Source organism: Clostridium sp. AM42-4, assembly GCF_003480105.1.
Lineage (GTDB): Bacteria > Bacillota > Clostridia > Lachnospirales > Lachnospiraceae > Brotaphodocola.
Genome location: NZ_QUIK01000008.1, coordinates 81,290 through 107,840 on the forward strand (window position 1 = coordinate 81,290; position 26,551 = coordinate 107,840).

Consider the following 26,551-nt stretch of genomic DNA (forward strand, 5'->3'; position numbering starts at 1 on the left):
CATTTTCTTCGTAAGCCACGATTCTGTCACAAGATATGGCTGCACACAGCCAGTGCCGCTACCATAGCCAGTTCTGCCGTCTGCAAAAAATAACCGGCCAGGTCTCCTGTCGTTCCACCAAATTCCGTTAATGCCATATGGTGATACCAGAAAAAGACCAGTGCTGCCGCTGCCATCATGATCAGCGTTGTAAACACGCCTGCCGTGACAAGGAAAAACAGGACTCCGGCAAGCAGCCATCCCACCAGAACCGCCTTTACAACCGGGGATCCGCTTCCGGTTTCTTTTGCAAAGGTTGCAGCAAGCCCGTCCTTTCGCGCTTTCGGAAAGCAGAGGACAGAAAGACCGCTTAACGAGCGGGTGATCACATAAATTCCGGCAATCGCAGGAAATGCAGAATTTCCAAGTTCAGAAAATGCTGCAGTATAAAGCAGCAGATACACGCCGCAGCCTGCAATCGCAAAGGCTCCTGCATGCGGGTCCTTTAAAATTTCCAGTTTCCGCTCCCGACTTAAAAACGAACTTCTTGCATCTGTCACATCCAAAAAGCCATCCATGTGGATCCCACCGGTGATCAAAAGCGGGATTGCCGTTCCAAGCAGGGAAAACGCCAGTATTCCAAGTCCTGCTGCCTGTGCGGCAAACACATATACGTTCATGATAAGGCCGATCACGGCTCCGATCAGCGGGAAAAAGCAAAAGGCATATTTCATGCCACGCTCACTCCACTCGATAAATGGCATCGGAATCCGGGAATACATAGAAAACGCGATGATAAAACTTTCCACCATTATCCTGCATCTCCTTTCTGACGGATCGGAATTCCATAGACTACTTCCGTGACCAGGGAAGCCTTCTCTGCCAGCCAGATATTTAAGGTTCCTAAGAGACGGATATAGCGGATGGTGTCCGCATCGTAGCTGCATCCGTCCGAAAAAATCTCATTTGTCACGATCACCAGATCGTTCGTCTGCGCTTCCAGGTTCTGGATTCCCACCTGAATGCGTTCCAGGATTTCTTCATCGGTTCCGCCAATCTCAAATTGTTCATTTGCCAGAAGATTTGACATGCATTCCAGCATCAGACTGCCTTTCCCCGGAAGCCTTACCTGTTCCAAAGTGTGAAAGGCTTCAATCGTCTGAAAGCCTTTTCCTTCCCGCATGGCGCGGTGTTTCCTGACTCTCGCTTCCCCTTCCGCGTCCCAGGCGCGCATGGTCGCAAGATAAAACTTTTCCGGTCCTTCTGCCTTTGCAAGCTGCCCTTCCGCATAGGCCGATTTGCCACTCGCAGAGGCTCCGGTAATCAGATGCATCATAGCGTTTCTTCTCCATCTAAAAAGTTTAAGATCAGATCCGGTCCCGACAAATAGTACAGATGCGGGAATCCGGCAAGGATCCGGTCTGTCTGGTACATGCAGTCCCAGCCTCGCTTCGACTGCGGCTTATTGGCCCGGAACGCATCCCCCGGCGCTGTGCTGTCCCAGTAATGAAACTCATGTCCCTTGATCCGATACGCTCCATTCTGCTCCAGGGAAATATAGCCAAACCGGCCAAGCTTTCCCGTACGGTAACCGTCCCCGGGAAGCAGACCCGCCATAGGCCATACCGTGCCGTTCTCATCTTCCAGGGATTTTTGCAGATACAAAAATCCACCGCACTCCGCAAGGATCCGGACACCGGTTTTGGAAGCGTTTCGTATAGCTTCCAGCATCGATGTATTCTCGGAAAGCTCCTTCGCGTAAAGCTCCGGATAACCCCCTCCTAATAACATAGCCTGCACAAAAGACGGAAGCGCGGTATCGTGCAGCGGGGAAAATGGTACGATCTCCCAGCCATGTTCTTTCAGGAAATTCAGGTTTTCCTGGTAGTAGAAGCAGAACGCTTCGTCCAGTGCCACCGCGATTCGTTTCTCTGGTTTCATCCGGTTTTCTATTTCACAAACATCGTTTTCCACGCAAATCCGAGTTTGGACAGGATCTGGCAAATTTTTATTTTTACAACCAAATAGTTCCGATTGACCTGATGTGTTCTTTTCTTCACCCATGGAAATTCCGGCTGATCTTGCACTTTTCACATTTTTTCCCACATAATATCCGGCAAGTTCCAGAATTCCTTCCACATCCAGGCACTTGGCAAGCTGGCCGGCAAATGCCGCTAAATGCTCCCGCAGATCTTTTTGTTCTTCCGGCATGGTCAGTCCCAGATGACGGCTCTTGATATCTACCGTCTCGCAGACCGGAACCGCACCAAGATACTTCACTCCCAATTTTTCAATTTCCGGGCGCAGGCGTTCTCCTACCATCGGATTCGTCCGGTTTAAGATCACACCACGGATATGGCTGTCCTTCTGATAATCCAGAAAACCCTTGATCTGGGCCGCAAGGGAAAGGCTGCTGCCTTTGCCGTCCACCACCAGGATGACCGGCGAATTTGTGATCTTTGCGACCTCATAGGTGCTCGCCGCCATGGAATTACCGCCAATGCCGTCATAAAAACCCATAACACCCTCGATCACGGAAAGCTCTGCCTGCGACGCCCTGCTTTCCAATAAATCCCGCAATTCGGATTCCGGCAGGAAAAAGCTGTCCAGATTGCAGCTGTCAATCCCAAGCACATACTTATGAAACATCGGATCAATATAATCCGGACCACATTTAAAGGAGCGGCAGGCAATTCCCATGCGCTGAAATAACGTCAGCAGCCCGACAGTCAGAAGGGTTTTTCCGCTTCCGCTTCCCGGTGCCGCAAGAAGAATGCGGGGATAACGACTTTGTTCATTCTCCTTGTTTTCTGTTTGCTCTGAGCCCATGGTAATAATATAAATCGGATTCTGGGCCTGCATCATATGGTAAGGGCCACGTTTTTCTGCCCTGGAAACCTGCATGCAGATTACTTCCGGCTCCCGCCCGTTTCGCTTCATCCATTCCATGGTCTGGGAAAGGCTCTCCAGCGCGATCACGTTGATCACAATCTGCACATTTGGGTTTTTCTTTGTGACAAGATCCAGAATCTCCCCTAAATTTCCGCCGCTTCCGCCGATAAACACCCGGTCCGGTGCTGGATAACCTTCCATGGAATACGGCGCTTTCCCGGAAACCACGGTCAGGTTGCGCACTCCTGCTTTTTCCGCGTTTTTCCGGATCAACTCACAGCCTTCCTCCTTCTGTTCAAACGCATACACATGTCCGTTCGGCACATGCAGCGCCATTTCCACAGAAACGGATCCCGTGCCGGCTCCGATATCATAGACAATGTGGTCCGGCTCCAGCTCCAGCTTGGAAACCGACACAGACCGCACTTCACTCTTTGTCATAGGGATTTTTCCCCGGATAAACCATTCATCTCTCATTCTTCATTCCGCTCCAGAAATACTGCTGTCAAACTGTCTGTTTCCTGATCTGTCAGTTCCTTTGCCATACCGCAGATGTTCTGTTCCTCTTCGTATCCCATACGCGCACCTGCAAAAATCCGTGTTTTTCCAAGCCCGGCTGCTGTCAGCGTCTGACAGATGGTTTTTAAGTTCTGGCTGCTGTCCAGCAGCAAAAAAACCAGTTTATGCTGTTTTACCAGTTCTGCCACATCACAGTCCCGCCCATGGGCACTGGCCAGGCAGGCATCCTCCCAGGAAATCTGGAACCGCGCAGCCAGCGCGGAAACCGAAGAGATTCCCGGATAAACCTGAACCTGATAAGGACATGCTGTTTCCTGCTGCCAGCGCGTATGAAGTTCCCGCATCATACTGCCGCTGCCACTGTAAAAGCCTGTATCACCGGAACAGATGACTGCCGCATGGGAAACCTGCGGGTGCGTCTCCAGCCAGTCCAGGATCTGATCCGGCTGATAAAACGCTTCCTGCTGCTTGCCGCAGATCCATTTTTCTACATCCCGAAGCATACGGGAAGCACCGAAGACTGCATCACACTGTTTGAGAGCATCCAAAGCTTCCAGGGTCAGCTGTCTGCCACCCCCCATTCCCATGCCGATGAGGCTAAGGCTGCGTGCACCAGTTTCGGATGTTTTATCCGGCAAAGGATTCTCTTTCTTTTCCTGCCTTTTTGAAATCCGGTACGCGTCCATCAGCTGTTTTGCCTCGTTTAAGGAAATTCCTTCTTCCTGGACCGGTCGCCGGATCACGATCACAGAAACACCGCACGCTCTGGCTGCTTCCAGTTTTTCCGCGAATCCTCCACGTTTTCCAGCTTCTTTGGTCACGAGCCAGCCTGCGTGTGCCGTACGCAGTAATGCAGTATTCAATTCCGTGGAAAAAGGTCCCTGCATTGCGATCACATGGGCACCGCGGATTCCAAGCTCCTCACACTTTTTCAATACCTGGCTGTCCGGAAGAACCCTGGCATAGATCCGGTCCTTACATGCAGGATCAGCGACAAATTTTTCCAATTCCTTGCTTCCCGTTGTCAGAAGCACCGGCCGGTCATCCGCTTTCAGATAGTTCACAGCCTCTTCTATGGAATCCGTCAGAAATAAACCTGCGCCGGAGCCATTTTGTTCCATCTCAACCTGGGAAGGATCTCGCAGGATCCGCTTGTACGGGATCTGCAGCGCAGCACACAGGGAAGATACCTGCTCTGTCACAACACGCGCATAAGGATGTGTCGCATCCATCACCAGCTTTGTCCCTGTTTCCATCAAAAACGCGCGCATATCCTCTTCCTTCAGAGCACCGGTATGTACCCGCACAACCGCGCTTTCCTGAAGCAGGCTTTCCCCATAGCCGGAAACCACACTGACCACAACCGGAATCTGATATTCCTGCGCATATTCAGCCAGTTCCCGTCCCTCGGACGTACCGCCAAATATAACAACCGGTGTTTGTTTTTGTTTCTCCATGCTTTTCCTCCTTCCTATCCGTAAAAAGCAGTCTCAGCCACTGCAACGGTCACACCCGGATACACCTGCTTTTTCACCAGCAGTCTGGCATCTTTTCCGGCGCAAAGAAGCGCAGAACGCTCGCAGACATTTCCAACTCCCGTCACCTGACGCACAAAACCAGACTCTGAGAATTCTCCCTGCACTGCTTCCAGTTCACTGCTTGTGTAGGTCATAAAAGGAACTGCAAGTTTTTCAGACAACTGCAATAGTCCCGTCTCTTCTTTTTTTAAGTCAATGCTGGCAATGGCTGCCACTGCCTGAACATCCAGATTTGCCTGTCTGAGTGCCTCCTGCACGGCAAATTCAATGGCTTCCCCCGGTGTCTGTTTCCGGCACCCAATCCCAAGAATCAGGGATTTTGGCACAAGACGTAAGAATTGTGGTTCGCACTGGTCGTCATCTGTAACTTTAGAAACAGCAGGCATTCTTTCTTGTGGAAAACCAGTCCAAAAATCCGGTTGCACATGACAGGTTACCCACACATTCCTGCGATGCACCTTATTTTCCTGGTATCCGGTTGCATCCGGAAGTTCCAATGGATATTCACTGGAATAACCGACTGTTTCTCCATCTAGCAGCGCCGCGGCAACCTCTTTTGCCAACTTTCGGTCTGTAATGGTCAGATGATGTTCTTTAGCCCAGACGTCAATTGCATGCCGCCCTCTCACATCGGACGCTGTTGTCACCACAGGGACAGCGCCAAGGATCCCGGCTGTCCGCTCTGCCAGATGGTTTGCTCCGCCTACATGACCAGACAAAAGAGAAATTGCGAAACGTCCTGCCTCATCCACTACCACAACAGCCGGATCAGTCAGCTTGTCCTTCAGATAAGGCGCAATCAGACGGACCGCAATTCCCGCGGCACCAACAAAGATCAGGCCATCCATTTCCTCGAACTGCTGCCTGGTCCAGTCTGAGAGAGAGCCGGTTACCATGCATAACCCTTTTTGTTCTTCCATGCCAACGCGCTTTCCCGTGTAGCCCGTGCAGGAATCACCAGCGACACAAAACGCCTCGACCAGTTTTGAAGCAAGTTCTGCTCCTCTTCCTGTAAATCCGATCACTGCAAGCTTCATACATTATCCTTTCGTTTTTCAATCGACAACATCTGCTGTCAGAACGATATCATACAGGATTTTCCGTTCAGAAAATCCCTGTTTCCGAACAACGGCCTCTTCCTTAGCTACGTTCACGTTTCCATGTCTCAAATAAACGCTTCCAGTCCGTGGTCGTTCCAAACATCTGATGCGCAGTCGAAAACGTCACCACCTCAGCGCAAATTTTTCCATCACTCCACTGCTCTAACTGCCGCTTCACGTATTCTGCAGTCAGGTCCAACAGTTTTCCAGCAATTCCATGTTGTTTCAGCAATTCCAAAGCATCATCGGTGGTATTGCAGGAAAGGATCTGCTGCTTTAATTTCTGATATCCCAATGCTTCCGTAAGCTGAGCCATCTGTTCCATACGCCCATCTCCATACTTAGAATGCGTATTCTCCCTGCCTGCCGATACTTTGATTAATTTTCCAATGTGTCCGACAAACAATACGCTCTGGAATCCCTCTTTCTGTGCCATAAGCACGGCGGCCTTTACAAAATTGCTGCAAAGTACTGCGTTTCCGACTGGAACGCCAAGCGTTTTTTTCAAAAATTCTTCCCCATAATTGCCAGGAGCCATCAAAAGCACCTTCGCTCCATTTACCGCTTTCATGTGAATTTCCAGACGGATTGTCTCCAGAAGCGCTTCTTCACTCATGGGCTTGACAATGCCAGTGGTGCCAAGAACTGAAATTCCACCCTGAATTCCAAGCTTGGGATTAAAGGTCTGGGATGCTAGCCGTTCTCCGTCCGGGATTGAAATCTCAATGAGCAGGCATTCTTCATATGGAGTCTGCCTCATTACTTCATCGACCGCTCCCAGGATCATGCTGCGCGGCACCGGATTGATCGCATAATGTCCCACCGGGCAGCTTAACCCCGGTTTTGTCACCATACCAATCCCCAGGCCGCCATTCAAATATAAGTCTGGAAATTCTTCAAGGAAATAACCACTTCCCGTTGATTTCAGCATTTCCAGTATTTTTCGGCTGACCGGCTTTACACTGGCTAATATGAGGGTTTGATTGGTCACATCCGGATCATCTCCGGAATCTTTTTGTACTCCAAAACAAAACGGTTCGCCCTCTTTTAAAAATGGGATTACCGGAATGCGGCAGCTTCCGCCGCCAGGCAATGTTAACTCGGAATATGTAAATGTTTTTTGGCGCGTTGCCTGCGCAAAAAAAGCGGCCGCCGCCTTCGCCGCAGCCGCCGCACAGGTCCCGGTTGTGTATCCATTCCTCAGTCTTTTCTCTGTCACTTGTTCTCCGTTCAGGCGCATGATTTGCAACAGTAACTTTTTTATGCGCTGTAATCGGTTTTATTATACTTTCTTTTTACAGGTTTGACAAGCATCAGACCCAACCATCTCTATCGGATAGCTGCTTCCTTTTGCATCTGCTTTTTCCGTTTCGTGATCAAACCGCCGATCCGGCCGCTTTCCTTTGAAGTCAGGCAGCGCCAGCCTTCTTTCAGTACGCGGTCTCCCAACCCAAGCTCCTCTGCAATTTCAAATTTCAGTTGTTCTTCCGGTGTCATATGTTCCACATCAATCGGTTTTTGTTCTTTTTTCTTAGACATAAAGGGCACACTCCTTTTTTCCTGAAGTGTGCCCGATTTTTCGATTTCTATCCATATGCGAATATCTTATTTATTCTATTTCATCCACTTTCTGCGGCATGATGACTGCTGCTATGATGTAAGCCAGAAGTCCGGTTCCGGAACAGGCAATCAGCACCCACACAAGCCGGACAATCGTCGGATCAACGCCCAGATATTCTCCCAGGCCACCGCACACACCGCATATGATCTTATTTGTATTAGAACGATACAATTTTCTGTTAATATCCATAATCAAAATCCTCCAGATGTTCTTCCAGTTTCTGCGCATGCTCATAGGACTGACGCACATAGCTCTTCGCGTTTTTCGCTCCACCATTCATCAGCCCGGCCGTTACAATTCCGGTCCCCAAAAGACAGCATACGACTCCAATCAGTAAAAACCACTTAACGCAATTTTTCATATAGTTTTTTCCCTCCCTGAAGCAATCCTGAAAGGATCTTCACAATCGTGCGGATACACCATGGAACAAATTTTCCATAGGTCAATATGGAAAGTGCCACTCCGATCAGCGCGCAGCCAAACACAAACACGGCAAAACCGGCAACCGTAATACCGCCCCAGAAATCAGAAACCAGGATTCCTGCTCCCATAACCGTCAGAATCACAGTGCTAAACCCGGCTGCAACGGTCAGAAAACCAATTCCAAGAACCGCAGCGGCCACCAGCGCAATCAGTGTCGCAGCCGCAGCCACAACTCCGCTTCCCACTCCAAGAAGCCATGGCAGCAGGATCAGGGCTAAAATACCAAACAAAATCAGTTTTACGACCGGTGTCTGGTTCTTATTTTTTCCTGAACGTACATTTTTCGATTTTCTATTTGTCCGGTTTCCGGTGGATTCCTCAAACATATCCTCATCAAATCCGGTTGTCCGACGTCTGTCAGCGAATCCTTCATACGCATCCCCGTCAAATCCGGCTTCTGCTTCTTCATAGACATCCGGAAGTTCCTTTCGCTTTACCACCTGATATCCCGGATCCCGGAAACGCTCATCCTCATACCCTGTTTCCGTAAAGGAACCGCCATCTTCCAGATCGGCGTTCAGATTACTCCGGATGATGGATGCGATCCGCTCCGGGCTTCCAAACTCAATCAGTACATCCGCCTCCCGGTCTTCTCCTGCCTCATCCAGATAATCCTGGTAATACGCAATCGCCTCTTCCCGTTCCTCCTCCGGAATATCGGAAAGCAGATATTCCAGTCTTTCTATAAACACTGCCTTATTCATGATCTTTCTCCTCCAATATTCCGGAAATTTTCTGCGCGTAAACATTCCACTCTCCGCGGTAAAGATTCAGCTGCAATCTCCCGCTTTCCGTGATCCGGTAGTACCTGCGGTTTCTCCCATCGATGGCCATGTCGTAAGTCTCCAGACATTCATCTTTTAACAGACGTCTGAGAACCGGATATAACGTAGATTCCGAAATATCGAGTACTGCCCGTACTTCCTGGGTAATACGGTACCCATAGGTCCCGTTCACATCTCTGGAAACAACCGATAAGACGATCGCGTCCAGCAGCGCAGATCCTGTGTTAAAAACCATCGTACTCCACCTTTCTGTCATTCTGTATGTTTATTTTTATAATATTATATATTATATAATATTGTTCATGTAAATAATATACAACATATAATATTGCATGTCAAGACAGAAAGAAGGAAGTTTCAAGTTCTCCCATCAGCAGACACGCCTTCTTGATCTGCACATACAACAAAGGAGCCATCGCACATTCGTGCAACAAGCCCCTGGCTATCATTTTTCACAAATACGATGCCGACCGCAGTTCCTAAAAACAGGAATTTTGTGTCAACACATCCCCTGGCTCTTTTTTCTCATTTCTTTTTTCTTACCGGAATGTGAACCTCTGGAATTGCTACATCATCGTAAGTAATGGAATCATGGTGCTCCTCATGCTGCTCCTTCTTTCTTTTTCCAATGTGGATTTCTGGAAATGCCAGATCCTCACTGCAAATTTCATACTCATGTCCGTGTTTTTTATCCTTCTCTTTGTTCCAGAACATAGTGTTTTCCTCCGCTTTTTTACTACGGCCAGAATCATCCCCCCGCCTGGCCGGTTCCTATAAAAAGTTAATAAAGAATGTAATGGAAAGGGTATTTAAAAAGTCTGCAAACAGGCTTCCGACCAAAGGGATCAGAAGGTATGCCTTTACGGAAGGCTCATACTTTTCGCAGACAACCTGCATATTCGCCATGGCATTCGGTGTAGCGCCCATACCAAATCCACAGACGCCGGAGCTGATGACTGCCGCATCGTAGTCGCGCCCCATCACGTTGAACACGACAAAGCGTGCATACACAAACATCAGAACAACCTGACCAAACAAAAGCACCAGAAGCGGAAGCGCCAGATCTGCTAACTGCCACAGCTTTAACGTGATCATGGCGATTCCTAAAAATAAGGAAAGGCAGATACCGCCGATGTCGTTGATCTCGCCCATATGGGTCGTGTACTTTCCACTGTATTCGCCGATGTTGCGGATAATGGCCGCCGCGATCATGGCTCCAATGTAAATTGGAAAGGTAAGGCCGGTCAGGGACAAAAGATCCGACACAAAGGTGCCAAACCCGATCGCAATGATCAGCTGGAATACCGCCATCGGATACATCGTGGTATGGCGCTCATGCTTCTTTTCTTCTTCGATCAGAAGGTTTTCCTCCTCGATCAGAAGGCTGTCATCCTCCGGAACAATAGTTTTTAGGAGGTCATATTTTTCGATCAGGCCTTTTCCGATCGGGCCGCCCATCACACTGCCTGCGATCAGGCCAAAGGTCGCAGCTGCCGTGCAGACCGTGGTAGCGCCTTCGCTTCCCATGCTTTCCAAGACCGGTCCAAAGGCACCTGCCGTTCCGTGTCCGCCTACCATCGGTATGGACCCGGTACAAAGTCCCACCAGCGTCGGAATGCGTAAAAGCTTTGCCAGGCCGATCGCCAGGAAATTCTGGGAAATGATCAGCAGGATGACCAGGCCTAAAAATACTGCCAATGCTTTTCCGCCGCTCCGGAGCACCTTTAAATTCGCCTGAAATCCGACAGAGGTAAAGAAAAATACCATGCAGACTTCTTTTAAGGTATCATCAAATGCAAATTCCGCAATTCCGGTGACATAACAGATGCAGGTACACACTGCAAAGATCACGCCGCCGATCACCGGAGCCGGTATACAGAACCGCTCCAGGACTGCACACCGCCTCCTTAAAAATTTACCCAGCATCAGCGCGGCCACAGCGGCCGCGATCGTCTGGTACATATCTAGTTCAATTATCAAATCTAACTCAATCCTTTCTCTGTAGCAATCCACAGCCGGTTATTTTACGTAGGCTGGCGAACCAGCACCTGCCTGGCTGGGATTTACTTTTTCCCATCTGTGATTCATTGTTTTCGCAAAGCTGGTCATTGACAAATTCCAAATCAGGCACAGCTTCCAGATTTCCCAGAAGCAAAGGAACGGGTTCAGGATCAGCGTAATGATGATCTCCGAAGAAAAGATCAGGGAAGTGTTCAGCGGCGGAACATTCTTCTGGCAGCTGATCTGAATCTGACTGTAAAGTGCACGGATAAAAACACCGATAAATACCGCACTGACCCAGAAGGAAGGCTCGACTGAACAAATGAAGCGTTAGGCAGATTACACAAATTTCAGGATATCCTCCGGAGCCTTTCGTTTCGGCTTCTCCGGATTTACTGCGCGGTAACCGGCTGCAATGACAGATACCACCTGCTCTGTCTCCGGGATTCCAAGCATCCCAGCGATCTTCGCTCCATCCCGGATTCCCATGATCAGGGTATCGAGGCCGAGCTCCCTCGCTTTTAAAATGAGGTTTTCATTCTGGAGTCCCAGGTCATAATAACCCCAGCCATTTCCACATTCATTCACCGCTGCACCGGTCTCTTTATCGAAACCGACCCGGTTCTTCACGAACGTGGTTACAATATAAGCTGCTCCCCTGGAATTATTCTGGTTGAACTGCGGCAGGCAGTTCTCCGAAAGTGCTTCACACTGGGCTTCATCTAAAACAGCGTAATAACGGGAAGTCTGGGAATTTTTCCAGGACGGTGCCTGAATAGCCGCCTGCACCATAGCTGTGATCTGCTCCTTTGTGGCACGTCTGCTGCTGTCATATGCCCGGATGCTTCTTCTTTCCTCTAATAACTTATCAAATTCCACGAGTTTATCCTCCTTTGTATTCCCTTATAACAGCGCAAAACGTCAAAAAATCCATTCACTCATCACATCCGCACTGCTTTTAGCGTATAAACATTTTTATTGTACCACATTTTTTTAATTTCTTGTAGGGGATAAATCGTAAAACAATAAGAAGGCTTTTTATATATAAAAAACACCATGGCACGGAATTTTCATCCACACCATGGTGTTTTTCTATATCATCAAATCTTTTCTATTTGAGATTACTCAGCGTCTGCCTCGGTCTGCTCAGCCGGAGCCTGCAGAGCTTTCATGCTTAAGCTGATTTTTCTGTCCTCGCCGTTGAAGTCAACAACCTTAGCCTCGATCTCCTGGCCGATGGTCAGAGCGTCTGCCGGTTTGTCAACGTGATCTCTGGAAATCTGGGATACATGAAGCAGAGCGTCTACGCCCGGCTCTAACTCAACGAATGCGCCGAAGTCAGTCATACGAGCAACACGGCCGGTTACTACGTTGCCTACAGCGTACTTCTCAGCTGCGTTAGCCCACGGATTCTGCTCCGGGAACTTTAAGCTCAGAGCGATCTTCTCGCCGTTGATGTCTTTGATGAGAGCTTTTACATGGTCACCGGTCTTGAATACCTTCTTCGGATTCTCAACACGGCCCCAGGACATCTCGGAAATATGAAGCAGGCCGTCAGCGCCGCCCAGGTCTACGAATGCACCGAAATCGGTTACGTTCTTAACAGTACCCTCTACGGTATCGCCAGCGTGGATGCGCTCGAAGAGCTCTTTCTGCATCTCAGCCTTCTTAGCAACCATAAGCTGCTTTCTGTCGCCGATGACTCTTCTTCTCTTCGGGTTGAACTCAGTGATAACGAAATCGATATCCTGACCTGCGTACTTGCTTAAATCTTTCTCATAAGTGTCAGATACCAGGCTTGCCGGAATGAAGACTCTTGCCTCATCAACAACAACGCTTAAGCCGCCGTCCAGTACCTGTGCAACCTTTGCGGTAAGAACCTCGTGGTTCTCGAAAGCCTCTTCCAGTCTCTTGTTGCCCTTGTCTGCAGCCAGTCTCTTGTAGGACAGTGCAACCTGGCCCTCGCCGTCGTTTACTTTAACAACTTTTGCTTCCATCTCGTCGCCAACCTGAACCTGGGTTCTGAGATCTACGTTTGCTTCGTTGGTGTACTCACTTTTCGGGATGATACCATCGGATTTGTATCCAATGTTCAGGACGATCTCGTCCTCTTTCACATCGATGACTTTACCAGTGACGATCTCTCCCGTACGTATTGTTTTTAATGATTCCTCCAACATTTGTTCAAAACTTAATTCTGACATTAGTATGAACCTCCTCAATAATTTGATTCGGGGTGGATGCCCCCGCTGTAATACCTACGCTGCGCACAGAATTCACACATTCAGGGTTGAAATCGCCGAGTGACTGGATAAAGTAAGTATTCTTACATTCCTTTTGGCATATCTCGTAGAGTTTCTGTGTGTTGGAGCTGTGTTTGCCGCCTATGACAATCATAGCGTCCACTTCAGAAGCAATACGTCTAGCTTCCACTTGTCTCTCCTGTGTTGCATTGCAAATCGTATTTAAAACAAGTATATCATAACCCTTTTTCTCGAATTTTTCAACTAAATCTTGAAATTTCTTGTAATTAAATGTCGTTTGGGATACGATACACATCTTTTCCTCTTTTGAAACAGACAAATGCTCGATCTGGTCCGCATTTTCCACCACCAGCGTCGTGTCATTTCCCCATCCGCGGATGCCCTGGACCTCCGGATGATCCGGGTTTCCGATGATGATGACCCGGCGTCCCTCCCGCGTCTGTTCTTCTACGATCCGGTGGATCTTTTTTACAAACGGACAGGTGGCATCCACAACCGTGATATGATGTTCATTTAAAAGGTCATAGATTTCTTTCCCGACGCCATGGGAACGGATCACAACGATCCCGCCGGTAAGGGCCGCCAGCTCCTCCTTTGTATTTAAGACCTTTACCCCTTTTTCTTCCAGGTCTTTCACCACAAACTCATTGTGGATGATCGGTCCATAGGTATACACGGGCTTTTCCGCCTTCCCGATCTGCTCATAAACCTGTTCCACCGCCCGCTTAACGCCAAAACAAAATCCGGCTGTCTTCGCTACGATGACTTCCATTAGGCATCCTCCTTAAGGCCATGGGCTTTCGCGGTATCAATGATGGCCTGCACCACCTCACCGATCGTCATTTCCGAACTGTCAAGGAGCACAGCGTCATCCGCCTGCTTTAATGGTGCGATCTCGCGGGTCATATCGCGATGGTCTCTCTTAATGATATCTTGCTCAATTTCTTCCAGATTACACATGGTTCCTTTTTCCGTTAATTCTTTGTAACGGCGCAGGGCACGTACCCGGCTGCTGGCAGTCAGATAGATCTTTGCCTCTGCATCCGGCAGGATACAGGTGCCGATATCGCGTCCGTCCATGATCACATTCTGGCTGGCAGCAAGGCTTCTCTGCAGCTCTAACAGATGGGCGCGTACTGCCGGGTATACGCTGGTTGCAGAGGCGGTATTTCCCACCTCCTCGGTGCGGATCTTTCCAGATACATCTTCCCCGTTTAAGATAACCTGCTGGGAGCCATCCTGGTAACGGATGGTGATGTCCGCATTTTTCACCGCCTCGCTGACTGCCGCCTCATTTGCAGTATCGATGCCGCTCCTCAGCAGATATAAAGCGATTGCGCGGTACATGGCACCGGTATCCACATAGATAAAGTTCAGCTTTTTTGCCACCATCTTCGCAATCGTGCTCTTTCCGGCACCTGCCGGTCCGTCAATCGCAATGTTGAATGCATGTTTCTCCATAGTTTTCGTCGTCTCCTTGCATGAAGCAGCGTTTCTCCTCACTGCCTGTTTTTTGTGTTTCAAGCTTTCGTTATGACCCGGTCCGCGTGTATGCGGCCGGCAACGCAAAATTGCAGTCACATGATCCTACTGCGGAACAGAAATCCCGGCCAGATACCCGGTGGACCAGGCAATCTGGAGATTAAAGCCGCCTGTTACCGCATCCAGGTCCAGTACTTCTCCGGCAAAATAAAGTCCTGCCGTCTTTTTCGATTCCATGGTCGACGGATTTACTTCACGCACAGATACACCGCCCTGTGTGATGATCGCCTCCTTATAATCCCGCAGTCCGACCAGCGTAATGCAGAAATCCTTGACTGCGCAGACAAGGGCGTGGCGTTCCTCCCGGGTGATCTCATTGACCTTTTTCTCCGGGGAAATTCCGCTCCGCTCAATGATCACCGAAATCAGCTTTGCCGGGAGCAGGTGATTTAAGGAATTCTTATACTGTTTATTTTTTGCCTCTTCAAAATCGCGCAGGATGCGGGCATCCAGCTGCTCTGCGGAAAGTGCGGGCTTCAGATCAATGGAAAGGGTAAGAGGTCCCTTCTTTAACGTGGAAGCCACATAACTGCTGGCCGAAAGAAGGACCGGTCCGCTGACACCAAAATGGGTAAACAGCATCTCTCCAAACTCTTCAAACAGCACCTTTTTCCCATTGCGGATCTCTGCATGGATGTTGCGCAGGGAAAGCCCCTGAAGTTCCTTGCAGACCGGCTCCTTTGCTTCAAACGGCACCAGTGCAGGCGAAAGCTCCGTAATGGTGTGTCCAAGCTCCTTTGCAAACCGGTAACCATCCCCGGTAGAGCCGGTAGACGGGTAAGAAAGCCCGCCGGTCGTAACAATGACCGCATCTGCAGGGACCGTCCGGTTTCCGCGTTTTAAGCGGACCCCGGTCACATGGCCATCTTCCTGGAGGACCTCTGCCACCTCTTCATGAAGCTCTACATTCACCCCAAGGTCACGCAGGCAGACCGTCAGTGCATGGATCACATCCGATGATTTGTCAGAGACCGGGAAGACACGGTTTCCGCGCTCTGTCTTAACCGGGCAGCCATACCGTTCCAAAAGCTCCACGATATCGGTATTGGTAAATGTATAAAAGCTGCTATATAAAAACTTGGCATTATGGACTACATTTCCAAACAGCTCCTCTGTATCGCAGGCATTGGTAATGTTGCACCGTCCCTTTCCGGTGATGTAAACCTTTTTCCCAAGCTTTTCGTTTTTCTCATAAATGCAGACCTTATGTCCCGCGCCTGCTGCGGCAATCGCCGCCATCATGCCTGCGGCACCGCCGCCGATGATGATTACCTGACTCATAGCTTATTCCTCCGTCTGCAGGCCAAGATAGTTTCTCACGGCACTGCGGTATGTATCCAGTTCCCCGAACTGATCAAAATAACGCACACATTCCTGATATTCCCCGGTACTTTCCGGCGGGATATCCACAAGCACATACAGGGCAAATGCGTCTTCAAAAGCACAGGCTGGGGCAAGCTCCCCATATCCATCTGCATAAGCTTGCGGGTCTGTCTCCTTTAAGATCTGTCCATATGTCTTAAGAAGCTCCTTTAACGATGCACTGCGGTCTGTAAATCCCACTCCATCGGATGGAAGATCCGCCGGATCGATCTGGACCTGCCAGCCGGCCTCCTGCTGCGTTTCCTGCTGTGGCTGCGTTCCTGCCGTGCTGTGTTCTGGTTTCTTTTTTATTTTTTCCGGCTGTGACAGCTTCTCTGCGTGAACTGCGTTGTTTCCAGCCCCGTCTGTCTCGTAGAGCAGCTCTGCCCTTGGAAGCCCGGCTGATTCCGACTGGAATAACAGGCTGCAAAGCTTTGTTAAATAACCTTGTTCTTCCTCCACAGATGTGTTTCCATCCGTTAACGTCCCGTCTGCACTGTAAGAGGCAAGCAAGACCGGATCCGGGGTATCGCTGCGGATTTCCACCTCAAACTGCTCTTTTCCGGGGATCAGTTCGATCTGCTGTCCGGTCTTTCGATCCTTCCAGAGATAGTCCGTACCATAAGGCCCTGTTGTTTTCTTTGCCGGTTCCCCATAGCATGCCGTGATCTGCGTCCGGACCTCCCCTGCTGTCATGGTCTCATCCTGTGGCATGAGACTGACCAGATCCAGGCTTTCATCCGTAAAATAATAGCTGGCAGAAAATGGCTGTTCCATGCCAAACCACTTCATGGAAAACCGGTATCGTTCAATTGGACGGTTTTTGGAGTCCCGGTTTACCACGGCAAGCTTTCCCGGAATCCCAAGCAAGGCCTGAAGCCTTCTTGCAGAGCTGCCAAACGGAATCCTCTGCTGTGGCGGCTGGCTGTAAAGGAAGGTATTCCAGTTGTTCTCATAATGTGCCTTTGCCCGCATGGACGGGGTATCTACGCTCATGATCCCGGAAACCGCCTGGCAGACCGTATCTACAATGTTTGAGAGACATTCTGCATCCACGGTGTCTGCGGTATCCAGGGGAGTGCCAAAATCAAAGCTGTCCTGCCGCTGTCCGACCTGGACAGATGGGATCGCATAAGAAGCAAAGACCCCGTTTTCCATTCCCGGCCTTTTCTGGTATTCCCACCGGCTTCCCATCACGCTGTCAGAGGCATCCGAAAGCAGGTCGCCCAGCATGGTGCCTTCCCCATCCTGTGTTGCAAGCACGGTGCCTTCTGTATCAACTGCCCCGCACGGTCCAAAGGTGATCACCCCGATCAGGCGTTCCCGTTCCCGTTTGCTTAAGCCTTTTGCATAGATTCCCGCACCCAATGCATCTTTTTCGTGCGCGGATAAACTCACAAAGCGCACCTCCGTGTCGGTCGGAAGGCCGGAAAGGATCCGCGCAGTCTCAAGAAATACCGAAACGCCGGACGCATTGTTACCGGCTCCCGGGCTTTCCGGGGCGCTATCGTGCCAGGTGCAGATCAAAAGGATGTCTGCATCCGGGTCTTCCGCCGGACGCACAGCGACCACATTCGTCCCGATGATCTCCTCATGCTCTGTTTTTTCGCGGAAGCGCTGCCGGTTCACTGTATAACCATAATCCTTTAACAGCTTTTGGATATAACGGGAGGCCCCGTCTTCCCCACGGCTTCCCGCAGACCGCGGCGCGGCAGAGAGCATGCCAAGGGACTCCTGTAGATAATACGGATTTACCTCCTCCACTACCGGAATCTCCTCCGGCACATCCTGCATGGTTCCGCCCTGACGCTGTGGCAGCACCCGGGTCGAGGGACCGGCGCAGCCCGGCAATACCAGCGCAGCCAGAAGTACTGCTGCCATTTTTTTGGTCTTGTCCGCAGCAAAAATGCCTGCACCGCATCTGCCCTTTTTTGCCTTGTCCGCAGCAAAAACACCTGCTCTGCATCTTCCGTTTTTTGCCTTGTCCGCAACAAAAATGCCTGCGCCACATCTGCTGTTGTTTCTGTTCATGAGACTTCCTGTTTTTGTTCACGCGCACATGAGCAAAAACGACTCCTTTCCTTCCGCTTCCGGACCGTTGCCAGACACGTATCCGTGTACAGAAAATCCGATCTAACCTGGTGGCGGAAAACTTAAGATTCAGTATATCATATTTTCTCTGTCAACGAAAGAGGGAACCTCGCACCTGGCAAAAGCCCTGTGCGGGATTCCCTTTTTTCACAATCCCGGAAAACAGCCGGACGCTGGTCCTGTTGCTTGTTTATTCCGGTCCACAGTCAGTATTTTCGCGGAGACTGATCAAATCGCTGCGGTGATAAAGATATCGTAAATTGCCTTGATGGCAGTCTCGAAATCGGAATTTTTTACCCCGATGATGATGTTGAGTTCACTGGAGCCCTGGTCGATCATCTTGACATTGATGCGGGCATGTGCCAGTGCGGAGAAGATTCTTCCGACTGTGCCGCGGGTGCCCTTCATACCTCTTCCGACTACAGCGATAAGAGCCAGGTCAGACTCCAGATCAACCATATCCGGCTCAACTGCGCGGTGGATGCCGGCGATCACAGACTGCTCATACTCTTCAAATTCGTCCTGGTGTACCATAATGGTCATGGTGTCGATCCCTGACGGCATATGCTCAAAGGAGATGCCGAACTTCTCGAATACACCAAGAACTTTCCTCCCAAACCCTACTTCGGCATTCATCATGGCTTTTTCGATGTTGATCGCGCAAAAGCCCTTTCTTCCTGCGATACCGGTGATGGTATAGCGCGGCTTTCTGCAGGTGCTCTCTACGATGAGAGTGCCCTTGTCCTCCGGACGGTTGGTGTTGCGGATATTGATCGGGATTCCTTCTTTTCTTACCGGGAAGATCGCGTCCTCATGGAGTACGCCTGCGCCCATGTAAGCCAGCTCACGAAGCTCTTTATAGGTAATGGTCTCGATGACCTCCGGATTCTCCACGATACGAGGATCTGTTACAAGGAAACCGGATACATCGGTCCAGTTCTCATATAAGTCTGCGTGGATGGCACGTGCAACGATGGAACCGGTCACATCGGAACCGCCGCGGGAGAAGGTTTTGATGCTTCCGTCATGCTTAGAACCGTAAAAGCCCGGGATAACCGCTCTCTCTACATGCTCCAGACGCTCGGAAAGCTCCTGGTTGGTCAGCTCTGCCTCAAAGTTTCCATGCTCATCAAAGAAAATGACTTCTGCAGCGTCGATGAACTCGTAGCCTAAGTAATTTGCCATAACGATACCGTTTAAGTACTCACCGCGGGATGCAGCATAATCCTTGCCGATGCCCTTTACAAAATTTTCCTCGATGGTAGCAAATTCGTGGTCCAGATTTAAGTTTAACTCCAGACCGTCAATGATCTCCTGGTAGCGAGCCTTGATCGCATCCAGGATCTTTTTATAAGATGCTCCGGTGGATGCTGCCGCATAGCACTCGTACAGCATATCCGTAACCTTGGTATCCTTGCTGTTTCTCTTACCCGGTGCGGACGGGATCACAAATCTTCTTGTCTTGTCTGCACGGATGATATCTCCGACCTTCTTAAACTGGCGGGCACTCGCCAAGGAACTTCCGCCGAATTTCACAACCTTCTTCATATCGCTTGTCTCTCCTCATATTGCTCCCGGATCCTTCCAGGGCAGTTACTCCAAACTATACTTGAAATCGCAGTTTCTGTCAATACCTGACGAAAAAGGAGCCGCCGCAACTCATGCGGCAGCCCCAAATTCAAGATATGATACCAGAAATTAAAATCTTATTTGAAATACTTCACGCCACTCTCGAAGATCTTCATATCCTGCTCTCCGTAGATGTTCATGGCAACAGCCTCACCGCGGCGCTCAGAGTGCGCCATCTTGCCCAGGATTCGTCCATCCGGGCTGGTGATACCCTCGATCGCCATGTAGGAGCCGTTCGGGTTCCAGAACTCATCCATGGTCGCATTACCGTTCTCATCGACATACTGGGTCGCGATCTGGCCGTTTGCGGCAAGCTTCTTCAGCCACTCGTCATTTGCAACGAAACGTCCCTCGCCGTGGGATGCCGGGTTGCAGTATACACCGCCGAGCTCTGCACCTGCCAGCCACGGGGACTTATTCGTGACAACCTTGGTATAAACCATCTTGGAAATATGACGTCCGATGGTGTTCATCGCCAGGGTCGGGGAAGCAGCAGTCTGCTCGCAGATGCGTCCCTCCGGAACCAGACCCAGCTTGATGAGTGCCTGGAAGCCGTTGCAGATACCAAGCATCAGGCCGTCACGCTCATTTAACAGCTTTTCGATTTCTTCCTTAATGACTGCGTTGCGGAATACGGTTGCAAAGAACTTCGCACTACCCTCCGGCTCATCGCCTGCGGAGAAACCGCCCGGGAACATCACGATCTGTGCCTTTGCGATTTCGTTCTTATAAGCTTCTACGGAATCACGGATATCTTCTGCGCTTAAGTTTTTAAATACCTTGGTTACAACCTTTGCACCGGCACGCTCAAAGGCTTTGGTGCTGTCGTACTCACAGTTGGTGCCCGGGAATACCGGAATAAATACCGTCGGCTGAGCCAGCTTGTGGCTGCACACATAGATCTTATCTGCCTCAAACAGCTCGGACTTCACCTCGGTCTGCTTCACGCCGGAGGTGGTCGGGAATACACTCTCTAAGGTCTTGGTCCAGGAGCCTAATGCCTCGTCCATGGAGATGGATACCGGTCCGTACTCAAAAGCAGCCTTGTCGGTCACTTCACCGATCACGGTGTAACGGATAGAAAGATCGCCCACTTTTCCGTCCGGAACTTCGCAGACAATGTTGCCCCAGCCTGCTGCGAAGAAGTCTCTCGGATCTACGTTATGCTCGATCTTCACGCCAAGCTTATTACCAAATGCCATCTTGCTGACTGCCTCTGCCAGTCCATGTCCCTCTACCGCATAAGCGGAAAGGATGCGGCCTGCCTTGATATCGGCATTCAGTTTCTCATAGCCATCCATGATCTGCGCGTAATCCGGCAGGTCATACTGGTCTTTCTCAATATTGAATACAACGATCTTGCTGCCCGGCTTCTTAAACTCCGGTGTGATGATGTTCGGATAATGGTCTACGTCCACTGCGAAGGAAACCAGGGTCGGCGGAACGTTAATCTCGCCGTGTTTCTCGTCGTTAAAGGTACCGGACATACTGTCCTTACCGCCGATAGACGGAAGTCCAAAGCCAAGCTGTGCGTTGTAAGCACCAAGCAGGGCTGCAAACGGTGCGCCCCAGCGGGCCGGATCCTCGGTCATGCGCTTAAAGTACTCCTGGAAGGTGAAACGGATCTTCTTAAAGTCACCGCCGCTTGCCACGATCTTTGCAACGGAAGACAGCACAGCGTAGATAGCACCGTGGTACGGGCTCCAGCTGGACAGATATGGGTCATAGCCGTAGCTCATCATGGTCACGGTATCGGTCCTGCCTTTCAGGACCGGAAGTTTCGCTACCATGGTCTGGGTTTCGGTCAGCTGGTATTTACCGCCATACGGCATGAAGACACTGCCAGCGCCGATAGAACCATCAAAACGCTCTACCAGACCCTTCTGGGAACATACATTTAAGTCGGACAGGACGTTCAGCCAGGTGGCTTTCACATCTGCTACTTCTTTCTTTTCAAACGGATTGCCCTCTTTGACCGGAGTCTCCAGAACAACCTTTGCCTCCTGGTGCGCACCATTGGTATCGAGGAATGCACGGCTTACATCCACAATGGTCTTGCCTCTCCAGTTCATCACCAGACGCGGCTCTTCGGTCACAACTGCAACCGGGATTGCCTCCAGGTTTTCCTCAGCCGCAAACCCTAAGAATTTGTCAACATCTGCCGGGTCAAGCACAACCGCCATACGCTCCTGGGACTCAGAGATCGCGATTTCGGTGCCGTCCAGGCCGGCATACTTCTTCGGAACCTTGTCCAGATCGATCTGGAGGCCTGCTGCCAGCTCGCCGATCGCTACGGAAACACCGCCTGCACCGAAGTCATTGCACTTTTTGATGATCTCGCTGACTTCCGGACGGCGGAACATACGCTGGATCTTGCGCTCGGTCGGCGCATTACCTTTCTGTACCTCAGCGCCGCAGACCTCAATGGAAGCCTCGGTGTGGACCTTGGAAGAACCGGTAGCACCGCCGATACCGTCACGGCCGGTACGTCCGCCAAGGAGTACGATGATATCGCCCGGGTCGGAATTTAAACGCTTTACGTATTTTCTCGGAGCGGCACCCATAACGGCACCAATCTCCATGCGTTTTGCCACATAATTCGGATGATAGATTTCTTTAACATAACCGGTAGCCAGACCGATCTGGTTTCCGTAAGAGCTGTAGCCGTTTGCAGCGCCGTTAACCAGTTTTCTCTGCGGCAGCTTGCCCTTTAAGGTTTCGGAAAGCGGACGGGTCGGGTCAGCCGCGCCGGTCACACGCATTGCCTGATATACATAAGTACGTCCGGAAAGCGGATCACGGATTGCACCGCCAAGACAGGTTGCTGCACCACCAAACGGCTCGATCTCAGTCGGGTGGTTGTGGGTCTCATTCTTGAAGTTTACCAGCCACTCCTCCGTCACACCGTCAATCTCAACCGGAACCACAATGCTGCAGGCATTGATCTCATCCGAAACTTCCAGATCTTCCAGTTTGCCCTCTGCACGGAGTTTTTTCATAGCAAGCAGTGCCAGGTCCATGAGGCAGACGAATTTGTCGTCACGGCCTTTGTAGATCACCTCGCGGTCTGCAAGGTAGTTCTGGTAAGTTGCCTCGATCGGTGCCTTGTAATCGCCATCGGTAATGGTCACGTCCTTTAACTCGGTGGAGAAGGTGGTATGACGGCAATGGTCGGACCAGTAGGTATCCAGCACACGGATCTCGGTCACGGTCGGGTCGCGGTGCTCCTCGCCTGCATAATAATTCTGGATATGCTCAAAATCGCGGAACGTCATAGCCAGATTTAAGGAATCGTAAAGCTCTTTTAACTTCGCGCTGTCAAAGGTAGTAAAGCCGGTAAAGGATGCCACGTCAGCCGGTGTCTCAAATACGGTTACCAGGGTCTCCGGCTTCTTGCTTCCTGCCTCACGGGAATCGACCGGGTTGATGCAGAATGCCTTAATGGCAGCAGCCTGCTCCTCCGTCAGCTTTCCGGACAGAACATAGGTAGTTGCAGTCTTGATGACCGGCTCCTCGGTCTCTTTTAACAGCTTCACGCACTGCTCTGCGGAATCGGCTCTCTGGTCGAACTGTCCAGGCAGATACTCTACGGAAAATACAGTATCTCCCTCTTCCTTCGGGAAGTTTTCTTCATATACAAAATCAACCGGCGGCTCGGAAAAGATGGTAACGAGCGCCTGCTTGTAAGTCTCCTCTGACAGATTTTCAATATCGTAGCGGATCAATACACGGACTCCGGTCACGGTATCTATGCTCAGATAACTGCTGATTTCCTCGCGAAGCTCCCCGGCCTTAACGGCAAACTCCGGTTTTTTCTCTACATACACGCGTCTTACACTCATGTGATTCCTCCTGTTATGTATTTCTCCTGTTTTATGGTTCTGTTTCATAATTGAGACTGATAAATCTCATTTAAATAAATAATACCATAAGATATATTATAAATAAAATTAATATATCTTATGGTACTTATTATTGTTGCTTATTAAGTTATCTCTATACCAGCTTACACTTCCGCATCCGGGCTGACACTCATGGCATCCAGAGTCAGCTTCATGATATCTTTGATCTCATCTTCGGTCATTTTCATCTTTTCTGCTAACTCGGTAACCGTAGCCTCACGGCCCAGCTCCTCAGCCATGCGCTTGCTGACTTCTTTTAAGACATTCACGCGGGCCAGCATTTCCTCTTCCACCTTGACTTCGAGCCCCTGCTCCTCAAGGGCAGCCTTGATCATCTCCTCGGCCAGGCTCTTTACCTGCTCTTTTAAGTCACCTTCCTGATACTGGTCTACTGCCATGATCAGCGCTACATTCGCCTCCTGGACCAGGTCGCCCAGCGGAAGTCCCTGGTTTTCATAGGTTTTTGCGATCTCTGCAAGAAACGGCAGGTAACCCTCCATAAGACGGGAACGCACCGTAGTGTCACCATCTTTGAATCTGGTTAAAAGCTGTGTTTCCTCCTCTGCGTCCATCGGGCGGATCGCCGCGATCTCCTCTAAATACAGCTGATAGACATCATCATGCATTTCTTAATCTTACTCCTTCCAAGCTTCTAGCTATTGATAAAACGCTCCGTAAATTCTGCTTTCGGAACCGGTTTCCCAAAGAAATATCCCTGAATATAATCCGGTTTTGCCACCGCGATCCGGTCCAGCTCTTCTTTCGTCTCAATTCCTTCAATGCAGACACTGGTCTTTAATCGTATTGCCATCTGGATCATCTGTTTTAACAGGTTATATTCATAAGAATCCCCCAAGGCCTTCTGGGTAAAGGAACGGTCGATCTTAATGCAGTCCGGGGTCAGGTCGCCCAGGCAATGGAAATTCGAATAGCCGGTTCCAAAATCATCCAGAAGCACCTTGACACCCAGCTTCTTTAAGCCCTTCCAGACCTTCTGGAAATGTGCGCCAGGCTCCAGGTAACCACTCTCCGTCAGCTCTACACCAAGGCATGCCGGACTTAAATCATGTTCATCCAGTGCTTCCCATATCTCATGGAGCACATTGGTCTTTGCGACCTGTACGTACGAAAGGTTCACCTGGACCCGCATACCCGGATGGGTCTCCTGCCACTGCCTGCAGTCTCTTGCCGCAGTATGGAGTAACCACCGTCCGACCGGAATGATCAGGCCGCTCTCCTCCAGGATGGGGATAAATTCCGCAGGCGAGATCATGTGGCGGTTATTTGTATCATCCGGGACAAAGAAGCGCATCAGCGCCTCTGCCGAGACAACCTTGTGGTCCTTCCGGTCCATGACCGGCTGGTAATACACCTCAAAGCCCTCATATCCATGATTGATCGCATGCAGGAGCTGTTTACGCAGCTCCTGTCTGTGGCTCCAGACATCGTAATCTGCCTGGCAGAATACATAGCTCTCGTTTTTGCCCAGGCGCTTTGCTTCATTTAACGAAAACTCCAGATATTTTAAAAGCTGGTTATAATCATTCCAGCGCCCGCCGGTATCGATGATCCCTGCAGAAATGGTAAATACCGTCTGATAGTGGTGTGCCTCCACCCACCGGCTGATCTCGAACCGGATCTGGTCATATAAATGACAGGCATCGGAAATGGTCTTTCCGGACAGATCCGTGATAATAAACTGATCTGAAACCAGACGGAACAGCTTCTGCTGCGGTTCCATTACCCGCTGAATGCAGTTTGCCGTCTCCTTTAAAAGAAAATCGCCGTAATTCATGCCGAGTGTTCCATTCACACCGCCCAGATCATCGATCCCAAGCCGCATGATAAAACCTTCCGGAAGAATTTCATCACATTTTCTTGCATAATGCCAGAGTCCCACCTCGCCCATCAGTCCGCTGACATTGTCCGCCTTCTGTTTTCTTCCGATCTCGTTGATACAGCCGATCAGATATTTCGGTGAGCCGTCCGTGTCACGCAATACGATTCCGCGGCAGTTGATCCAGACCGGTTCCCCCTGGCGGTCCAGCCAGCGGTAATCCAGATTGTGCTCATCCGTCTGCCCCGCGTTAATCCGCGCAAGATCGGCCCATAAGGATGGCTGGTCTTCTTCATAAACAAATTTTTTGTGTTCCTCTGTTGCATGGTAAAAATGGTCTCCCGGCAAACGGAAACGCTCCACTGCCTGCGGGGATATCATATAGTAGTCTTCTTTCAGATCCACTACATAAAGGTAGTCGTCCATGGTCGGGCTAAACAGCTGGATCATATATGCCATGGCTTCTTTTGGTACACCACGTATCACTTTTTTCATTCGTTCTGCCAATACTCCTAGTCTTCCGGATAGATTAGTCTGCTGTCATCGATATTGTCCATAACCTCACGCAAAAAACGGTCCGCCAGCCATTTTGCCATAGGAAGGTTCATGTCCAGATAGTTGCCGCAGTCTCTTGCGCTGGCGCCCGGAACCTCTCCCTCAAAATCACGGATAAAGGCAAACATTTCCCGCATGAGCGGAACAATGTCGCGGGACTGGTAATCGCCTGCAAGCAGCAGGTAAAAACCGGTACGGCAGCCCATCGGTCCAAAATAGATCACGCGGTCCTTAATGCCGTCATGATTGCGCAAAAAGGTTGCTGCCAGATGCTCGATGGTATGGATCTCTGCCGTGTTCATGACAGGCTCATAATTTGGTCTTGTCATGCGGATATCGAAGGTAGTGATGACGCTGTCTCCTGCCTGATCTTTTCTGGACACATAGATGCCCGGCAGTAATTTTAAATGATTGATCGTAAAGCTTGTGATTTTTTCCATGGTAATGATTC

Annotated in this window: 24 protein-coding genes; all 24 read right to left on the reverse strand. The window is 50.2% G+C overall.

The genetic code is table 11. The features are described from left to right. Nucleotides 1–26: 26 nt before the first annotated feature. Nucleotides 27–791, reverse strand: coding sequence for an adenosylcobinamide-GDP ribazoletransferase (locus tag DW922_RS08100; protein ID WP_118726290.1), 765 nt, complete (start codon nt 789–791; stop codon nt 27–29). Continuing rightward, nucleotides 791–1,315, reverse strand: a complete 525-nt coding sequence (locus DW922_RS08105; protein ID WP_118726291.1) for a bifunctional adenosylcobinamide kinase/adenosylcobinamide-phosphate guanylyltransferase — start codon at nt 1,313–1,315, stop codon at nt 791–793. The genes DW922_RS08100 and DW922_RS08105 overlap by 1 nt, the downstream gene beginning before the upstream one ends. Next, on the reverse strand, nt 1,312–3,348 hold the full coding sequence (locus DW922_RS08110; RefSeq protein WP_118726292.1) for a cobyrinate a,c-diamide synthase: 2,037 nt from the start codon (nt 3,346–3,348) through the stop codon (nt 1,312–1,314). The genes DW922_RS08105 and DW922_RS08110 overlap by 4 nt, the downstream gene beginning before the upstream one ends. Further along, on the reverse strand, nt 3,345–4,847 hold the full coding sequence (gene cobK / locus DW922_RS08115) for a precorrin-6A reductase (protein ID WP_118726293.1): 1,503 nt from the start codon (nt 4,845–4,847) through the stop codon (nt 3,345–3,347). The genes DW922_RS08110 and cobK overlap by 4 nt, the downstream gene beginning before the upstream one ends. Before the next feature lie 14 nt (nt 4,848–4,861). Further along, a complete protein-coding gene (locus DW922_RS08120) occupies nt 4,862–5,965 on the reverse strand; it encodes a cobalt-precorrin 5A hydrolase (RefSeq protein ID WP_118726294.1) in 1,104 nt (367 codons plus the stop codon). A gap of 103 nt (nt 5,966–6,068) precedes the next feature. Next, nucleotides 6,069–7,247, reverse strand: coding sequence for a cobalt-precorrin-5B (C(1))-methyltransferase CbiD (cbiD, locus tag DW922_RS08125; protein ID WP_118726295.1), 1,179 nt, complete (start codon nt 7,245–7,247; stop codon nt 6,069–6,071). A gap of 110 nt (nt 7,248–7,357) precedes the next feature. Beyond that, a complete protein-coding gene (locus DW922_RS08130; protein ID WP_118726296.1) occupies nt 7,358–7,567 on the reverse strand; it encodes a small, acid-soluble spore protein, alpha/beta type in 210 nt (69 codons plus the stop codon). A 70-nt stretch (nt 7,568–7,637) separates the two neighbouring features. After that, the gene (locus DW922_RS08135) at nt 7,638–7,838 is read right to left on the reverse strand and encodes a PspC domain-containing protein (RefSeq protein ID WP_347560284.1); all 201 of its coding nucleotides are present in this window, start codon (nt 7,836–7,838) and stop codon (nt 7,638–7,640) included. Further along, nucleotides 7,828–8,010: a hypothetical protein gene (locus tag DW922_RS08140; RefSeq protein ID WP_118719292.1), complete on the reverse strand. Its 183-nt coding sequence runs from the start codon at nt 8,008–8,010 to the stop codon at nt 7,828–7,830. The genes DW922_RS08135 and DW922_RS08140 overlap by 11 nt, the downstream gene beginning before the upstream one ends. Then, on the reverse strand, nt 7,994–8,836 hold the full coding sequence (locus DW922_RS08145; RefSeq protein WP_118726297.1) for a hypothetical protein: 843 nt from the start codon (nt 8,834–8,836) through the stop codon (nt 7,994–7,996). The genes DW922_RS08140 and DW922_RS08145 overlap by 17 nt, the downstream gene beginning before the upstream one ends. Beyond that, nucleotides 8,829–9,152: a PadR family transcriptional regulator gene (locus DW922_RS08150; RefSeq protein ID WP_118719296.1), complete on the reverse strand. Its 324-nt coding sequence runs from the start codon at nt 9,150–9,152 to the stop codon at nt 8,829–8,831. Before DW922_RS08150 ends, DW922_RS08145 begins: the two co-directional genes overlap by 8 nt. Before the next feature lie 290 nt (nt 9,153–9,442). Next, on the reverse strand, nt 9,443–9,631 hold the full coding sequence (locus DW922_RS08155) for a hypothetical protein (RefSeq protein ID WP_118726298.1): 189 nt from the start codon (nt 9,629–9,631) through the stop codon (nt 9,443–9,445). A 57-nt stretch (nt 9,632–9,688) separates the two neighbouring features. Beyond that, nucleotides 9,689–10,897: a sodium/glutamate symporter gene (gltS, locus tag DW922_RS08160; protein ID WP_118726299.1), complete on the reverse strand. Its 1,209-nt coding sequence runs from the start codon at nt 10,895–10,897 to the stop codon at nt 9,689–9,691. Between the two features lie 360 nt (nt 10,898–11,257). Beyond that, nucleotides 11,258–11,797 (reverse strand): nitroreductase family protein, encoded by a 540-nt coding sequence (locus DW922_RS08165; RefSeq protein WP_118719300.1) that lies wholly within the window; start codon nt 11,795–11,797, stop codon nt 11,258–11,260. Between the two features lie 242 nt (nt 11,798–12,039). After that, nucleotides 12,040–13,122 carry a 30S ribosomal protein S1 gene (rpsA, locus tag DW922_RS08170; RefSeq protein ID WP_118719302.1) on the reverse strand — a complete coding sequence of 361 codons (1,083 nt, stop codon included), beginning with the start codon at nt 13,120–13,122 and terminating at the stop codon, nt 12,040–12,042. Then, the gene (gene ispH, locus DW922_RS08175; protein WP_118726300.1) at nt 13,103–13,954 is read right to left on the reverse strand and encodes a 4-hydroxy-3-methylbut-2-enyl diphosphate reductase; all 852 of its coding nucleotides are present in this window, start codon (nt 13,952–13,954) and stop codon (nt 13,103–13,105) included. Before ispH ends, rpsA begins: the two co-directional genes overlap by 20 nt. Next, complete coding sequence (cmk, locus tag DW922_RS08180; protein WP_118726301.1) at nt 13,954–14,643, reverse strand: (d)CMP kinase; 690 nt, start codon at nt 14,641–14,643, stop codon at nt 13,954–13,956. Before cmk ends, ispH begins: the two co-directional genes overlap by 1 nt. Nucleotides 14,644–14,769: 126 nt before the next feature. After that, complete coding sequence (locus DW922_RS08185; RefSeq protein WP_118719308.1) at nt 14,770–16,005, reverse strand: NAD(P)/FAD-dependent oxidoreductase; 1,236 nt, start codon at nt 16,003–16,005, stop codon at nt 14,770–14,772. Nucleotides 16,006–16,008: 3 nt separating this feature from the next. After that, the gene (locus DW922_RS08190) at nt 16,009–18,117 is read right to left on the reverse strand and encodes a M28 family peptidase (RefSeq protein WP_118726302.1); all 2,109 of its coding nucleotides are present in this window, start codon (nt 18,115–18,117) and stop codon (nt 16,009–16,011) included. 288 nt (nt 18,118–18,405) lie between these two features. Next, nucleotides 18,406–19,725 (reverse strand): aspartate kinase, encoded by a 1,320-nt coding sequence (locus DW922_RS08195; protein ID WP_118726303.1) that lies wholly within the window; start codon nt 19,723–19,725, stop codon nt 18,406–18,408. Between the two features lie 158 nt (nt 19,726–19,883). Next, nucleotides 19,884–23,648, reverse strand: a complete 3,765-nt coding sequence (locus DW922_RS08200) for a phosphoribosylformylglycinamidine synthase (RefSeq protein WP_118726304.1) — start codon at nt 23,646–23,648, stop codon at nt 19,884–19,886. A gap of 164 nt (nt 23,649–23,812) precedes the next feature. Beyond that, nucleotides 23,813–24,334: a sigma-70 domain-containing protein gene (locus DW922_RS08205; RefSeq protein WP_118726305.1), complete on the reverse strand. Its 522-nt coding sequence runs from the start codon at nt 24,332–24,334 to the stop codon at nt 23,813–23,815. Nucleotides 24,335–24,360: 26 nt separating this feature from the next. Beyond that, a complete protein-coding gene (locus DW922_RS08210) occupies nt 24,361–26,040 on the reverse strand; it encodes an EAL domain-containing protein (RefSeq protein WP_118726306.1) in 1,680 nt (559 codons plus the stop codon). Between the two features lie 17 nt (nt 26,041–26,057). Then, nucleotides 26,058–26,540 carry an S-ribosylhomocysteine lyase gene (locus DW922_RS08215; RefSeq protein ID WP_118719320.1) on the reverse strand — a complete coding sequence of 161 codons (483 nt, stop codon included), beginning with the start codon at nt 26,538–26,540 and terminating at the stop codon, nt 26,058–26,060. Nucleotides 26,541–26,551: the final 11 nt, after the last annotated feature.

Excerpts from the sequence above, each read along its gene's own strand:
- DW922_RS08100 (WP_118726290.1), bottom strand. The coding sequence starts at position 791 with ATGGTGGAAAGTTTTATCATCGCGTTTTCTATGTATTCCCGGATTCCG.
- DW922_RS08105 (WP_118726291.1), bottom strand. The coding sequence starts at position 1,315 with ATGATGCATCTGATTACCGGAGCCTCTGCGAGTGGCAAATCGGCCTAT.
- DW922_RS08110 (WP_118726292.1), bottom strand. The coding sequence starts at position 3,348 with ATGAGAGATGAATGGTTTATCCGGGGAAAAATCCCTATGACAAAGAGT.
- cobK (WP_118726293.1), bottom strand. The coding sequence starts at position 4,847 with ATGGAGAAACAAAAACAAACACCGGTTGTTATATTTGGCGGTACGTCC.
- DW922_RS08120 (WP_118726294.1), bottom strand. The coding sequence starts at position 5,965 with ATGAAGCTTGCAGTGATCGGATTTACAGGAAGAGGAGCAGAACTTGCT.
- DW922_RS08130 (WP_118726296.1), bottom strand. The coding sequence starts at position 7,567 with ATGTCTAAGAAAAAAGAACAAAAACCGATTGATGTGGAACATATGACA.
- DW922_RS08135 (WP_347560284.1), bottom strand. The coding sequence starts at position 7,838 with ATGGATATTAACAGAAAATTGTATCGTTCTAATACAAATAAGATCATA.
- DW922_RS08140 (WP_118719292.1), bottom strand. The coding sequence starts at position 8,010 with ATGAAAAATTGCGTTAAGTGGTTTTTACTGATTGGAGTCGTATGCTGT.
- DW922_RS08145 (WP_118726297.1), bottom strand. The coding sequence starts at position 8,836 with ATGAATAAGGCAGTGTTTATAGAAAGACTGGAATATCTGCTTTCCGAT.
- DW922_RS08150 (WP_118719296.1), bottom strand. The coding sequence starts at position 9,152 with ATGGTTTTTAACACAGGATCTGCGCTGCTGGACGCGATCGTCTTATCG.
- DW922_RS08155 (WP_118726298.1), bottom strand. The coding sequence starts at position 9,631 with ATGTTCTGGAACAAAGAGAAGGATAAAAAACACGGACATGAGTATGAA.
- rpsA (WP_118719302.1), bottom strand. The coding sequence starts at position 13,122 with ATGTCAGAATTAAGTTTTGAACAAATGTTGGAGGAATCATTAAAAACA.
- ispH (WP_118726300.1), bottom strand. The coding sequence starts at position 13,954 with ATGGAAGTCATCGTAGCGAAGACAGCCGGATTTTGTTTTGGCGTTAAG.
- cmk (WP_118726301.1), bottom strand. The coding sequence starts at position 14,643 with ATGGAGAAACATGCATTCAACATTGCGATTGACGGACCGGCAGGTGCC.
- DW922_RS08185 (WP_118719308.1), bottom strand. The coding sequence starts at position 16,005 with ATGAGTCAGGTAATCATCATCGGCGGCGGTGCCGCAGGCATGATGGCG.
- DW922_RS08190 (WP_118726302.1), bottom strand. The coding sequence starts at position 18,117 with ATGAACAGAAACAACAGCAGATGTGGCGCAGGCATTTTTGTTGCGGAC.
- DW922_RS08195 (WP_118726303.1), bottom strand. The coding sequence starts at position 19,725 with ATGAAGAAGGTTGTGAAATTCGGCGGAAGTTCCTTGGCGAGTGCCCGC.
- DW922_RS08200 (WP_118726304.1), bottom strand. The coding sequence starts at position 23,648 with ATGAGTGTAAGACGCGTGTATGTAGAGAAAAAACCGGAGTTTGCCGTT.
- DW922_RS08205 (WP_118726305.1), bottom strand. The coding sequence starts at position 24,334 with ATGCATGATGATGTCTATCAGCTGTATTTAGAGGAGATCGCGGCGATC.
- DW922_RS08210 (WP_118726306.1), bottom strand. The coding sequence starts at position 26,040 with ATGAAAAAAGTGATACGTGGTGTACCAAAAGAAGCCATGGCATATATG.
- DW922_RS08215 (WP_118719320.1), bottom strand. The coding sequence starts at position 26,540 with ATGGAAAAAATCACAAGCTTTACGATCAATCATTTAAAATTACTGCCG.